12 protein-coding genes are annotated in these 14418 nt (G+C 40.5%); 4 read left to right on the top strand and 8 right to left on the bottom strand.

All coding sequences use genetic code 11. The features are described 5' to 3' along the window. Positions 1-4: 4 nt before the first annotated feature. Together BUA60_RS15425 and BUA60_RS15420 are read left to right on the top strand one after the other, a co-directional pair. Positions 5-1861, top strand: a complete 1857-nt coding sequence (locus BUA60_RS15425) for a beta-N-acetylhexosaminidase (protein ID WP_084532620.1) — start codon at positions 5-7, stop codon at positions 1859-1861. Between the two features lie 219 nt (positions 1862-2080). Beyond that, positions 2081-4411, top strand: coding sequence for a GH92 family glycosyl hydrolase (locus BUA60_RS15420; protein ID WP_072863194.1), 2331 nt, complete (start codon positions 2081-2083; stop codon positions 4409-4411). A 56-nt stretch (positions 4412-4467) separates the two neighbouring features. Here BUA60_RS15420 and BUA60_RS15415 read toward each other — a convergent pair whose 3' ends face one another. The 4 genes from BUA60_RS15415 to BUA60_RS15400 form a co-directional block, all read right to left on the bottom strand. Beyond that, on the bottom strand, positions 4468-5193 hold the full coding sequence (locus tag BUA60_RS15415) for a LytR/AlgR family response regulator transcription factor (RefSeq protein WP_072863191.1): 726 nt from the start codon (positions 5191-5193) through the stop codon (positions 4468-4470). Beyond that, positions 5174-6115 (bottom strand): sensor histidine kinase, encoded by a 942-nt coding sequence (locus tag BUA60_RS15410; protein ID WP_245802562.1) that lies wholly within the window; start codon positions 6113-6115, stop codon positions 5174-5176. The genes BUA60_RS15415 and BUA60_RS15410 overlap by 20 nt, the downstream gene beginning before the upstream one ends. Before the next feature lie 128 nt (positions 6116-6243). Next, the gene (locus BUA60_RS15405; RefSeq protein ID WP_072863186.1) at positions 6244-6588 is read right to left on the bottom strand and encodes a DUF4907 domain-containing protein; all 345 of its coding nucleotides are present in this window, start codon (positions 6586-6588) and stop codon (positions 6244-6246) included. 78 nt (positions 6589-6666) lie between these two features. After that, positions 6667-7680, bottom strand: coding sequence for a Kelch repeat-containing protein (locus BUA60_RS15400; protein ID WP_245802561.1), 1014 nt, complete (start codon positions 7678-7680; stop codon positions 6667-6669). Between the two features lie 220 nt (positions 7681-7900). Here BUA60_RS15400 and BUA60_RS15395 point away from each other — a divergent pair, with 220 nt between their 5' ends. Then, on the top strand, positions 7901-9220 hold the full coding sequence (locus tag BUA60_RS15395; protein WP_072863182.1) for a DUF4270 family protein: 1320 nt from the start codon (positions 7901-7903) through the stop codon (positions 9218-9220). Beyond that, a complete protein-coding gene (locus tag BUA60_RS15390) occupies positions 9213-10460 on the top strand; it encodes a BamG family beta-barrel-assembly machinery protein (protein ID WP_245802560.1) in 1248 nt (415 codons plus the stop codon). Before BUA60_RS15395 ends, BUA60_RS15390 begins: the two co-directional genes overlap by 8 nt. A gap of 201 nt (positions 10461-10661) precedes the next feature. Here the strand turns inward: BUA60_RS15390 and BUA60_RS15385 are convergent, their stop codons facing one another. From BUA60_RS15385 to BUA60_RS15370, 4 genes are read right to left on the bottom strand one after another with little or no spacing between them, the layout of a single operon-like run. Further along, positions 10662-11393 carry a LytR/AlgR family response regulator transcription factor gene (locus BUA60_RS15385; protein ID WP_072863178.1) on the bottom strand — a complete coding sequence of 244 codons (732 nt, stop codon included), beginning with the start codon at positions 11391-11393 and terminating at the stop codon, positions 10662-10664. A gap of 5 nt (positions 11394-11398) precedes the next feature. After that, entirely contained in the window at positions 11399-12436 is a 1038-nt protein-coding gene (locus BUA60_RS15380; RefSeq protein WP_072863176.1) for a sensor histidine kinase, read from the bottom strand. Between the two features lie 11 nt (positions 12437-12447). Continuing rightward, entirely contained in the window at positions 12448-13668 is a 1221-nt protein-coding gene (locus BUA60_RS15375; RefSeq protein ID WP_072863174.1) for an ABC transporter permease, read from the bottom strand. A 2-nt stretch (positions 13669-13670) separates the two neighbouring features. Beyond that, positions 13671-14414 carry an ABC transporter ATP-binding protein gene (locus tag BUA60_RS15370; RefSeq protein ID WP_072863172.1) on the bottom strand — a complete coding sequence of 248 codons (744 nt, stop codon included), beginning with the start codon at positions 14412-14414 and terminating at the stop codon, positions 13671-13673. Positions 14415-14418 lie beyond the last annotated feature (4 nt).

Raw genomic sequence — 14418 nt, 5'->3', positions numbered from 1 at the left:
TTAAATGTATAAATATTTCACGTACATACTGTTTTTTTCAATGTTTGGGTTCAACCTTCAATTAGTAGCCCAAAACTATCATTTTGTACCACAACCTGAGTCGGTTTCCTTTACAGATGATGCATTTGTTTTGGACAAGAATACCAAAGTGGTGGTGCCCAAAAAGTTTCAAGGGGTTCTTATTCCATATCTGGCTGAAAAATTCTATAAGGATCTAGGGCTTAACCTTACCTATTCTTATCGCAACCCTGAGGTAGGGGAAAAGCATATATTATTTAGATTGGATAAAAGTCTGTCCGTAAGGGATGAGGGTTATTTGCTAGAGGTGCAACCAGAATCCATTGTTGTGACCGCCAAAGATTACGCAGGACTTTTTAATGGATTTCAGACCTTGCGCCAGACCTTTCCTTTGCAAAATTCCGGAACGGTCAAAGTGCTGGGTATGACGGTCAAGGACAATCCTAGATTTGGTTGGCGTGGCATTATGTTGGACGTTTCCAGACATTTTCAACCTAAAGAATTTATCTTAAAACAGATAGATGTTCTTTCCTCCTATAAGGTGAACAAGTTCCATTGGCACCTGACCGATGACCAAGGGTGGCGCATCGAGATAAAAAAGTACCCAAACCTAACAGAAAAAGGTGCTTGGCGAGCCGATAGAACTGGGGTAAGCTGGTGGCAGCGCGAAAAAGCAACCGCCGAAGAACCCAAAACGGTTGGTGGATTTTACACCCAAGAAGACATTAAGGAAGTAATTGCTTACGCAAAAGTTCGCAATGTGGAGATTATCCCGGAAATAGACGTCCCGGGGCATAGCAAGGCATTGGTAGCATCCTACCCCCACTTGTTTTGCTATGATGAATCCGATGCCAATTTTGAAGTTGCCGTAGGGGGCAAGGCACCCGATAATGCGGTCTGCGCAGGTAAGGACACTACTTACGAGTTTTTGGAAGGTGTAATAGAGGAGGTTGCGGCGCTGTTTCCGTCAAAATATCTGCATATTGGTGGTGATGAGTGCAATAAATCCAATTGGAAAAAATGTCCGTACTGCCAAGGGGTAAAAACAGAAAACAACTTAAAGGACGAAGAGGAACTACAGAGTTATTTTATACAAAAGGTACATAAAATCGTAAAGGCCCAAAATAAGACCATGATAGGTTGGGATGAGATTTTAAGTGGTCAAGGAGCCCCGGGAGCAACCATTATGGCATGGAGAAGAGGAGGCCACAACCCACAGATTACGGCGCCGCAAAATGCCTATCCTACCATAATGACATCCTACAAATATATGTATCTCAGTCAGGTACAGGGCCCCACTCAAATGGAGCCTGAAGGGCCAAAGGTGGTATTGCCCTTGTCTAAGGTATACGCTCATGAACCCATTCCCGCGGAATTGACGCCAGAGGAGGTAAATAAGGTTCTTGGTAATGAAGCCTGTTTGTGGGGAGAATTTACGCCCACCCAGGAACATTGTGAATATATGCTTTACCCCAGGGCACTGGCCAGTGCAGAGGTGTCATGGAGCGCCCCCAATGTGAAGGATTGGGAGCGATTTCAAACTGCCCTGGAAGATTCCCACTTTAAAAGACTGGAACGGGAACAGGTGAATTATGCCAAGAGTATGTTCACGGTCTATGCTTCATATGCCCTTGATGAATTAAAAAGCGAGGCCCATGTGTATTTAAATACAGAAACGGTGGGGTATGATATATTTTATACCACCGATGGAGAAGATCCCACAACAGCTTCAATGAAGTATGAGGGGCATTTTATTTCGCCCGCCAAAACCCTTGTTAAAGCCGGACTTTTTAATAAGGAAGGAAGACTATTGGGGAGCGTAACAGAAATCAGATTAAAATAAAATTTTAAAATTATTACCAATTGTTATTGTTGAATATCCTGAGGAAACAGCGAAGTTGCCTTAAGTATTTTAAGGCATAAAAGGGAACATAAGGCCAACTATTGGTTTATGGCGGAATAATGAATGGCCAATTGATTTTGTTAATGGCAAAAGCTTAAGAAGCTATTTCTTTCAAACCTTAAAAATAAGGGAAGGTATTGACTTACTAATAAAATGATAATGTTAAAAAGAAGAATTACACTACGTAACCTATGTTCTGTCCTGTTGGTGTTGTCGCTGTTTTCATGTTCTTCCTCCAAGGAAAACCAAGTATCGGGACCCGAACCGGTAGACTATATAGATCCCATTATCGGTGCGATTACTTATGGGGAAAAAACCAAGGATGCCCACGGTTTTGGTAAGACCTTCCCTGGGGCCGCTACACCTTTTGGATTGGTTCAGCTTAGCCCTGATACGTTTACCGGTGGGGATAATGGATCTGGCTATTCCTATGAACACAAAACTATGGAGGGTTTTAGTTTTACCCATATGAGCGGGGTGGGTTGGTTTGGTGACCTAGGTAATTTTTTGGTTACCCCAACAACAGGAAAACTACAGACCAATAGGGGGGTTCCGGAAAATCCCGGAGGAGGATATCGTTCCCGTTATTCACATGATACTGAGGTGACCAAGGCCGGGTATTATGCGGTAACCTTGGATGATCATAAAATTAGGGCAGAGCTGACTGCCGCACCTAGGGCCGGAATTATTCGGTTTACCTTTCCGGAGAACGATAGTTCCAGAATTCAAATCGATCTGTCGCGTAGGGTGGGTGGTACTTCAACTGAACAATATATAAAAGTAGTCAACGAAAATACCATTGAGGGGTGGATGAAATGTCCGCCCGAAGGTGGAGGCTGGGGAGGTGGAGACGGAAATGCGGATTATACGGTATACTTCTATTGTCAGTTTAGCAAACCCCTTAAGGATTATGGTATCTGGAGTGCCGATATTCCGGACGTACCCAGAAAAATGCGATTCATCAGACAGGATGATTACCAATTGGCGGTGAAGAATGCCGAAATATTCCCTTCCAAAAAGGAGATGCAGGGCAAACATTTGGGATTTTATTCCAATTTTAGTACTAAAGAAGGTGAGCAAGTGTTGGTAAAGAGTGGTATTTCTTTTGTAAACGTAGCCGGGGCCAAGGAGAACTTAGAACATGATATTGATCATTGGGATTTTGATAGGACAAGGGAGGAGGCTAGGAATAGTTGGAACAAGGCTATTAAGAATGTTGTGGTTTCCGGAGGGACGGAGGATGAAAAAACTATTTTTTATACCGCGCTGTACCATACCATGATAGATCCCAGGACGTTTTCGGATGTTAACGGTAACTACATTGGTGCCGATAAGAAAATTCATCAAACCTCCAATTTTACCTATAGGACAATATTTAGTGGCTGGGATGTATTCCGTTCCCAATTTCCTTTGCAGACAATTATTAACCCTAATTTGGTGAATGACGAAATTAATTCCTTGCTACAAATGGCGGAGTTAAGTGGCAGGGAATACTTGCCGCGTTGGGAAATGCTCAATTCCTATTCGGGATGTATGTTGGGGAACCCTGCGGTCTCGGTCATTGTGGATGCCTATGAAAAAGGAATTCGCAACTACGATATTGAAAAGGCCTTTGCCTATTCTAAAAATACGGTTGATAATACGGGAAACGGAGAGTTGGGATATACCCATGGCAATATCTCCAAAACCTTGGAATATGCCTATTCTGATTGGGCCCTAGGCACTATGGCCAATTCTTTGGGAAAAACTGAAATAGCCAGGGAATACCTTGTAAAAAGTAAAAATTACGGCAACATATGGAATGATGAAGTAAATTGGTTCCGGGCAAAGGATAGTATAGGCAACTGGTTGGAATGGAAGGGCAAAACGGTTCATGGGCAAGGTTGTATAGAGAGCAATCCTTTTCAACAAGGTTGGTTCGTTCCCCACGATTTAGAGGGCCTAAAGACCTTAATGGGAGGGGAAGAGGCCTTTAGGAGTGAGCTGATATCTTTCTTTGAGAATACACCTGAGGATTTTTTATGGAATGATTATTACAACCATCCCAATGAACCGGTGCACCATGTACCCTTTATGCTCAATACGGCCGGAGTACCCCACCTAACCCAAAAATGGACCAGGAAGATATGTAGCGATGCCTACGGGACAGATGCCTATGGGCTATGCGGTAATGAGGATGTGGGACAAATGTCGGCCTGGTATGTCTTGGCCTCCATAGGCATTCATCCTATATCCCCGGGAGATAACAAGTACCAAATAACAAGTCCCGTTTTCAATGAAATTGAAATACAATTGGATCCTGTTTATTATTCTGGCAAGAAATTCAGAATTCTAGCCAACAACAACTCCAAAGATAATATCTATATACAAACCATGACCTTAAATGGCAAGCCCTTAAACAGGTTTTGGATTACCCATCAGGAAATAACCGAAGGTGGGGTCTTGGAGATGCAAATGGGGCCAGAACCGGTCATACAATCAATTAACTAGAAACATAAAATATATAAATCAGCTGTTTCTTATTTCCTTTATTGGTTATAGGCTTGTTACAATCCCAAAAAAGAAAAGAATTGGGTCTTATGACTTTCACCGATAGGGATACGGGTATCGTTGATTACGATCCGGTTCCTTTGTATGGATCTAATCACGTTAACGTTGACCACGAAAGATTTATGTACCCTTATAAACTGGTAACTGGGTAGTTTTTCCATAAGATCCTTAAAGCTTAAAAGCGTTAAGATGGTCTTATTGGTGCCGGCAATATGGATTTTTAAATAATCCTTTAGTCCTTGGATGTATTCTATTTCATCCAAATTTATTTTTACATTCTCGTGTTCGGATTTTACAAAAATAAATTTTTGGTTATCGTTGTTTCCTCCAAATGAGGGAAAAATATTGGCCTCCGTTGGTTTTGCCTTTTGCGCCAAAATTTCTTTGGTTCTTGAGATGGCCTTTATAAATCTATGATAAGGAATTGGCTTAACAAGATAATCTACTGCGTTAAGTTCAAAACCTTCTACGGCATATTGAGTATAGGCCGTAGTAAAAACAAATAGGGGCCGGTTTTCCAGAGCGTTTATAAATTCCAGACCACTTATTTGTGGCATTTCAATGTCACAAAAAATTACATCAACTTTTTTTTCCTTTATAACCGTTATGGCATCCAAAGGATTGGTATAAGTACCTACTACTTCGGTAAAATCTATTTTTTTGCAATAGTCCGCCAAAACATCTATAGCCAAAGGCTCGTCATCAATGATTATGCAATTCATAGTTTTTTAAATTTAAAGTTAAATTCACCTCGTAGGTCTTTCCGTCATTATTAATCAGCAATACATGCGAATGCGGGTACAAATAGTTCAATCTATTTTTTACGTTTTCAAGACCCACTCCGCTACTTTTGGTTTTTGCCTTAAAAGTTCCTATGGTGTTTATTACCTGTAGATGTATAGACTCCTGATCTACCGAAAGGTTTATTTTAACAAAGGTTTTTCCATTGTAATCGGTCCCATATTTAAAGGCGTTTTCAATAAAAGAGATAAATAATAGCGGCGGTACAAATTTTCCCCTTTCTTCGCCCGATATTTTTAGAAAGACATCCTCACCATCAGAAAGTCGCAGTCGTTGCAAAGCCACGTAACTTTTTATGTACTCCAGCTCTTTGCCCAGAGGCACAAGTTTTCTGTCTGCCTCGTAGAGCATATACCGCATAAGTTCGGATAAATTGATAACCGCTTCGGAGGTATCCGGGGATTGTTTTACGGAAAGCGAATAAATGGTATTTAAGGAATTAAAAAGAAAATGTGGACTTAATTGCGTCTTTAAAAATTGAAGTTCTGACTGTATTTTTTCTTTTTCCACCAATTTCCTAAGGTCTTCGTTTTTCTGCCATTCCGTATATACCTTTAGCATCGTACCGAAAATATAGGGAACGGCAAAGATAACGGTGGTCATTAAAAAAAACCTGAATGCCCCGGGGCCATTCTCACCTCGTTGTCGCATACGTCCTGCCAGCCTTGGAAGGTCATCGGGTGGAGAAGGCGGGAAAGCTATGCTTGTGAATAGGCCAATGGTCAGTAGGACAGCTACAGACAATAGAATATAGTTCCACATACGGCCTTTTAGCAATATTCTTGGTACTAGTACATAGTAATTTAGGTAGAAGAGGGCCATGGCCAAAAGTAATTTTGCCACTAGATTATAGGGTAGGGTTCTAGAACCAGTGAGAAAGGGGTAAAATAACAGTCCACAAAGCGTAAACCAGAGTAGGGTGTGAACAAGCCATTGCGGAATATTTTTCTTATCAAGAACCATGTACTTCTTTAGTATTGGTTAAACTCTGGAATCTGTAATTCCTTTAGTTCGGAAATGGTCAAAATAGGGCTCTCTTTTTTTAATATTTTGGAGATAACCTTATTGGCGGTACGCTCTGCATCTTGGGCTGTAGTAAACGGCCGTTTTCCTTCCAAAATAGGAATATACTCCTGTTTTATAAGTACTTTATCCTCCAGCTCTATTTGATATCCGTAACCATCACCTGCCTTGAATATTTCGGACTGCAGTGGTATATTTTTTTTTGTGGTACCAAAGGAGTAATCTGTTAACCTCAAAAACATAAATCCTGTTACTAATGCGATTAGAACATATGCTACTAGAATTCTTTTCATATATTTTTAATTTTAAAAGAGCTATGCTAAACAGCATAGCTCTTTTTGCTAATCAATAAGTAAACACAATCAAAATCACTAGTCTTCGTCATCGTATTCGTCATAGGGGAAAAACTCCTCCAAATCATCCAAATACAGGCTTCCTGTACGGCCTAGGCCTATAAATGCCCTTACGTTATTGGTGAATACCACTGCATCCTGTCTGGATGTTCTTTCAAAATCTGTTTTGGATTCCCAAGTATCGGTACTAGGGTCATATTCCCAAATAGATTGTAAGGTTCCCCCATAGGTTCCAGTGGCTATATATCCATAGTCATTTAGGGTAAAACCTAAGGCATTGCTTCGAACAATGGAGTAATCGTCTTCTTCGTCAAGATCCAATTTCTGTGTCCAACTTTCTGTGGCGGAATCAAAAGACCAAAAGTCATTCAAATAAATACCATTGGAAACCCCAGTTCCCATATATACCTTATCGCCTATGGTAAAGGTGGTTGCAGCCCTTCTTTTGTCACCACCAAAACCTACCAACTCGGACCAGCTATCGGTAGATGGGTCGTATCTCCAAAAATCCTTCCTGTCGTTGTCGCCGTCAAAACCTGTACCGAAATAACCATAGCCGTTTATTCCAAATGCAATAGCACTTCTCCTTGGGGTAGATGGGAAGGGTGCAATTGTAGTCCAAGTATTGGTGCTTGGGTCGTAAGAATAAAAATCAGCCAGTTCGTCCAGGCCATCATAACCGGATCCTATATATCCCTTTTCATTTATGGCAAAGCCTACAGCGGCATTCCTTGCTGTTCCCGGGAAATCGGCTTTTTGGGACCAATAGTCACCATCCATATTATAGGCCCAAAAGGAAGTTAGGTAATCATCCCCGTCATAACCTACACCACTATATCCAATGTTTCCAATAGTGAAATAGGCACTACCACTACGGGGACTCCCATCAAATACAGATTTGTCTACCCAGTTTCCTAGATCATCATCGTCGTCGTCGCTAGAGCAACTGGCCATTAAGCAAAGTGTTAAGCTAGCCATAGTTAACATTCTAATGTGGTTTACCCTTTCCTTCATGTTATAAATGTATTTCATTAGTTATTTTTTTTTCAAAACTAGATGCCGAACCTCGGGTTTGAAACTTAAATAGATAAAGTCACCTATTTAACATATAAAAACGGCGATTTTATCTACCAATGGGAGACCCCATTTAATAGCTAAAATCCCCTATTTGGTCTTATAAGTTTGTGGATTGGTCTATTGGGGTTTCCGGGCTAGGGAAACGCATTTACATTTGGTATCAAATAATGAACGAATGAGAAAACTCCTTGGACTTATAGCTTTGCTGACATTAATGGTTTCATGTAGCGATGATACTATTAATGATTCCGATTTTGTAGCTGGCGGGACATTTACCAACAGTAATATACGGGTTGTACAAATTGATACTATGAACGTGGAAACCTATACCATGAAGTTTGATAGTCTCGTAACTTCACAAGCCACCCGTATGTTGATAGGGAAATATATAGATCCAGTTTTTGGGGCTGTGAAAAGTGCAAGTTATGTGGAATTGTTGCCCAACAGTTATTCTATCGATTCGGAAGCGGAATATGACAGTATCGGCTTCTTTCTTAAATATGACGCTTACTATTATAATGATACCCTTAAAAGCAACACCATCCATATTAAGGAGTTAAGTGAGCTTCTAGAGCCAGAGGATGGGAGCAATTTTTACAATACCAGCAAGGTGGCATATTCCGAGGAAGATTTAGGTTCCATAACCTACACTCCAAGGCCCCTTGGAACCGATTCTTTATTTATAAAACTGAGCGACACTTTAGGGCTCGGTATTTTTGATCAATTACAACAAAAGGATATTACGAATACCGAGGAATTTAAAGATTATTTTCGTGGACTAACCTTTCAACCGGGCGAAGACGACGATGGGTCCATAGTAGGATTTGATTTTTCTAAAAGTGTAATGAGAATGTATTATAGCATTCCCGGAGCGGATAGTCGAACACAATTTACAGCAAATTTTGCCATAAACACCACCAGTAGTCCAATACCATTCTTCAACCAGATGTCGGTAGTTGAAACCAATGAATATTTAACCACAATCACAGATTCGGAGGTTGTTCTGAATAGTTCCGAAACGGGCAATCAAAGTTTTGTGCAATCCGGTATTGGATATACCACCAAAATAGAACTTACGAATCTGAAAACGCTTTTCGATATTCCGGGACAGGGCACGCTGTTAAATGCTGTTCTAAAAATTAAACCGGTTAACGGATCTTATAGTGATGAACTGGCCTTAAGGGATAATTTATCGGTGTATATAGTAGATCAAAACAACGATTTATCGGAGCAATTGGTGGGAACGGATAATGCTGCCATACAAGCCACTTTAAACCTTGATGGTCAAGAATTCAACGACATTTATTACGAAATACCCTTGACAACCTACATTGAAGGAATATTGACGACGGAAAGGGATGCCGACTATGCAATTATTCTTTTGCCAGAGGATTACAGCAGTACTGTAGACCGTTTTGTTTTAATGGGAACAGAGGGCTCTGACCAGGGTGTAAAATTGGAACTTACCTATGCAATATATGATGAAGATGAATAAATTACCTTTTTTAGCCCTATTTCTAACATTTATATCCGCAATTCCTGTTTTGGGGCAATCCGAAGGGCTTACAAGTTCCCCTTATTCCCTATATGGTCTAGGTGTAATAAATCAGACCAGTATTGGGCGGACCAATGGGATGGGATACTCAGGGATAGCGTTGAAATCGGATACGGAAATTAACAATTTAAATCCTGCCAATTTTGCCTTGACACCCCAAAATTCATTTTTTTATGATGTTGGTATACGAGGGAAATACAACGATTATAGCAACAGGATAAACAACGAATCCAGAACCACGTTCAACTTTTCCAATTTGGCCCTTGCCTTCCGGATAGCCGAAAGACTGGGGGCGGGTGTTTCCCTTGTTCCTTATACCGACGTTGGTTATACCCTGGTAGGGGTAAAAACCAATATTGAGGGATCTGAAGAATCCTTTGAAAGTAATGTCAATGGACTTGGGGGAATGAGTGATCTTAAGTTCAACCTGGGATATGGAATTACTGATAATTTAAGGTTTGGGGCCAGTTTTTCCGTATTATTTGGAAAAATTGAGGAAGAAGAATCCTTTCAGGTTTACGGTAGTGCCCTGGTCTCCACCGAGGATACCAATTACAGTGGTGCCCGTGTTGGTCTTGGATTGCAATATGACCTTACAAACAAAATCACCATTGGAAGTACGGTACAACTACCCACGAGTCTCAAGGGTAATGTAAGGCGTTCTGTAATTAAAAGTCTTGATGGGGTTGAAATAGAGGTGGAAGAGGATGAAAGTGATACTGTTTCCGACTTCAATATGCCATTGGAACTCGGTGTTGGGTTAAGTACCAACTTCCTGAAATCCTTTACCCTAAATGCCGATTATAAAAAGAATTACTGGAGTGATACGGAACAGTCAGAGAATATAGGAACATACGTTGATCAGGATATCTATGCCGTGGGTTTGGAATTCGTTAGAAATCCTGCCAGTTATAAATTTAACCAGCGTATTCGCTATAGAACGGGGTTCAACTATGACACTGGGTATTTGTCCATTAACGACGAGAAAATAGAAGGTTATAATTTTACTGCCGGTATTGGTTTGCCTATTGGCCGTGGTAATAATTCTATGCTCAATTTATCTTATTCCTATGGATCCACAGGATTAATAGAAAATATACTCGTCAAGGAAAATTACCATGTACTAACCTTGAATTTAAGTTTGGAGGACCTGTGGTTTAAAAAACGTAAGACCAATTAATACCAGGTCATTATGAAATTTATCCAAGACATTGAAATGCAACTAATAACGAACCCCGCTTTTTGGCGGGGTTTCTGTTTTATACTGTGGTCCTAGTTTTGGTTCCTTCAATGGGTCTTAGGCTTGACCTGGACTTAAATTTTATTCCACGGGAAACTTGGAAGTGGGGATTATAGCCATAAAGATTTATAAGTAAAAAAATCAATCCAAACTATTTTTGGCAATGTAATCCAAAAAGTCAGGTTTATAATTTTCCGAAACCGTAATACGTTGGTTCCCGATTATGATCTGACTACGTTCTATAACATCTATGGCTTGTAAGGAAACAATGAAAGAGCGATGTACACGCATAAATTTGTCCTTTGGAAGTTCTTCTTCCAGGCTTTTGAGATTCATTAAGGTTAGGATGGCCTTAGGCTGACCTTTAAGCCAAATTTTGATATAGTCCTTCAGGCCTTCAAAATATAGCACCTCATTCAGATTGATCTTTAGTTGCTTGTATTCGGATTTAACGAAGAGGAACTTTTTGTCGGCAGAGGTAGTTTCCTTGTCGCTGCCCTTTACCAATGCAAACCAATCTTTGGCCTTGGTGGCAGCGATCAAAAACTCCTCGTAGTCGAAGGGCTTTAATAAATAGTCCAAAGCTTCAACCTTATAGCCTTCAAGGGCATACTCACTAAAGGCTGTTGTAAAGATGACGCGGGTACTTTTGGGAATTAGTTTGGATAATCCAATCCCAGTAAGGTCTGGCATTTGTATGTCCAAAAAAAGTAGGTCAACTTTCTCGTTCTCCAGATATCTTAAGGTCTCTATGGCACTGTCGCATTTGGTTTTGAGCTCTAGGAACGGAGTTTTTTGAACGTACCCCTCAATGAGTTGTAATGCCATGGGTTCATCGTCTACAACAATACAGCTTATTTTATTTGAGTTCATTTTAATTAGATTTCAAGTGTTAACACAGCAGTAAAGATTTCGTCCTTAACTTGATATACAAAGCTATGGCTATCTGGATATAACAATTGCAGTCTTTTTCTTAAGTTTTCCAGTCCAATTCCAGAACCGCTTTTATCCGAATCGTTTTTGGGCAGATTTTGGTTCTTTGCGGTAAAGACAAGAAAGGTATCCGTTATTTCCATCTTAAAGGATAATGAGGCTTCACTACTAGCAGGAATACCATGTTTAAAGGCATTCTCTACCAAGGTAATGAATAATAACGGTACTACTTTAATATTTGGTGCAACAGTGGGAAAGGAATATGATATAGTAATCTTGTTCGAAAACCTAAGTTTCATAAGTTCTATATACTGCGTCATAAAATCGATTTCCTTTTGTAGTGCAACTTTTTCGGTTTCCGTATCGTACAACAGGTATCGCATTAATTTGCCCAAACTGTGGATTGTCTTTTTAGCGGTAGTAGGGGAACTATCCACCAAGGCATATATGTTGTTCAGGGAGTTAAAGAAAAAATGTGGCTGCAATTGATATTTTAAATGCTGTATCTCTGCCTGCAATTTTATAGTCTGTGCCTCTTTGCGTTCGTTCTCGGATTTGTACCAGCGTTCTGTGGTTTTTAGGGCTACGGAGAATACAATGGGCACCATAGAGGCGATCATGTCCACATAAAAAAATAAATTCTTTGGAGGCCCTTTGTCGTTGGTGCGATCAGGGAGGAGCTGGTCCATTAGAAATCCCTTAAGTTCATGGTTGGTAAAAACAAAAAAGGCAACTAAGCCAATATTGATCAATATGAACGGTAAAGTTTTATTGTTAAAAAGAAATCTGTCTATAAGGTAAAGATAATTGAAGTAAAAAATAGCGGCATAAAAGCACAGTGGAATCCAGGAGTGTATCAGGGTCCGATTAAAGATTTGTTCCTGATCTTGTCCCACAGAAAGCAAATAGGGCAGACCAATCAATATCACCCAGGTCAAAAGGTGTAGTAAAGGGATTAGATTCTTTTTATTGTTCCGTTTCATCTACTTTATTCTTATTCATATCGCAATGCAGTAATAGGGTCTAGAGCGGCAGCCTTTCTTGCCGGATACCATCCAAAAAATATTCCAGTAACGGCACAAACGGCAAAGGAAATAATAATGGAGTATAATGCAACATTGGTGGGCCAATGTAAGAATTTTTCAATAAATACGGTCGAGCCAAGCCCAAGGATTACGCCTAAAAGTCCCCCAGTGATGCTTATTAAAATGGCTTCGATTAAAAACTGCATTAGAATATCCGACCCCTTGCCGCCAACGGCCATACGCAGCCCAATTTCTTTGGTTCGTTCCTTTACCGAAACATACATGATGTTCATGATGCCAATACCTCCTATCAACAATGAAATTCCCGCTACTGCAACCAAAAGAATGGTGAGCATTTCACTGGTTGAACTAAATGTTGAAATCAACTCTTCCATGGAGCGTACTGTAAAATCATCATTATCATCATCACCTAATTTGTGTTGTGTGCGCAAAATTTCAGTAACCTGTGTTACAGCTTCAGGTGCGTCGTCTTCACTTACAGCCGATGCCATGATTTGGTTTAAATAGTCGATAGCCAAAATACGCTTTTGTACTGTTGTATAGGGAGCAATAACCACATCATCCTGATCTTGGCCAAAGGTATTTTCACCTTTTTCTTCCAATACCCCAATAACTTTAAAAGGAATACTGTTAAAACGGATCATTTTGCCAACAGGGTCCTCACCATCCGGGAATACATTATCAACAACGGTCTGACCTAGCAAAACGACCTTTGCAGCTGATCTTACTTCGGCATCGGTAAACATGCTACCGCTTTGTAGACCTACCACTTTAATGTTCAGGTATTCTGGATTTACACCGTAAATTGAAGACGGCCAGTTATTGGACCCGTTGATTACTTGTCCGCCACCGTTTACCACAGGAGTAATGTAACTTATTAAAGTAGTTTTCTCTTTTATAACTTCATAATCCTTAAGCGTCAATGTTTGCACATCGCCGCCACTGCCTCTTGCCGGACCTCTATCGTCCTCTCCAGGTCTAACGGTAATCATGTTCGACCCCATACTGGAAATAGTGTTGCGGATACTTTCCTTGGAGCCTTCACCAATGGCCAACATGGCAATTACGGCAGCTACCCCGATAATGATCCCCAACATGGTGAGTAGGGTTCTGACCTTGTTGAGAATAATGGCCTTAAAGGCTATTTTGATTAAATTTAGTAGTCTCATAATTAATGGTCTTCTACGGGTAATAAGGCTAATTCAGTAGCCGCTGAATGAATTTCTTTATTGAGGTAGTCCTTAATGATGCTGCCATCTTTTAAGACAATGGTTCTACTGCTAAAGGTGGCTATGTCTGGTTCATGGGTGACAAATGCGATTGTAATACCCTTTTCGTTCAATTCTTGAAATAGGGACATAATTTCATAAGAGGTACGGGTGTCCAGGTTACCAGTAGCTTCGTCTGCCAAGATCATTACTGGTTTGTTGACCAATGACCTGGCAATGGCCACCCTTTGTTGTTGTCCTCCGGAAAGCTGTGAGGGTGTATGGTCCATCCGATTACCTAAACCTACCATCTCCAAGGCATTGATAGCGCGTTCTTTACGTTCCTCGGTAGAAACCTTACTGTTATATAAAAGGGGCAGTTCTACATTTTCCAGGGCCGAGGTCCTAGCCAGCAAATTATAGGATTGGAAAATAAACCCTATTTTTTCGTTACGTATCCTTGCCAATTCATTTTTACTTAAGTTCCTCACTGCTAATCCGTCAATTTCATAGGTGCCAGATGTGGGTTGGTCCAAACAGCCCAAAATATTCAATAAGGTACTTTTGCCGGAACCGCTGGATCCCATTATGGTAACAAATTCACCTTCATTGATGGAAAATGAAATGCCCTTTAGCGCATGGACGGTTTCGTTGCCCATGGTGAACTCCCTTCTAAGATCTTCTAATTTGATAATCTCTTTACTCATGGCC

The sequence above is a fragment of the Arenibacter palladensis genome, assembly GCF_900129275.1.
GTDB classification, from domain to species: domain Bacteria; phylum Bacteroidota; class Bacteroidia; order Flavobacteriales; family Flavobacteriaceae; genus Arenibacter; species Arenibacter palladensis.
Note: the sequence above shows the minus strand (reverse complement) of the source record. Positions and strands in the feature narration are given on the sequence as shown.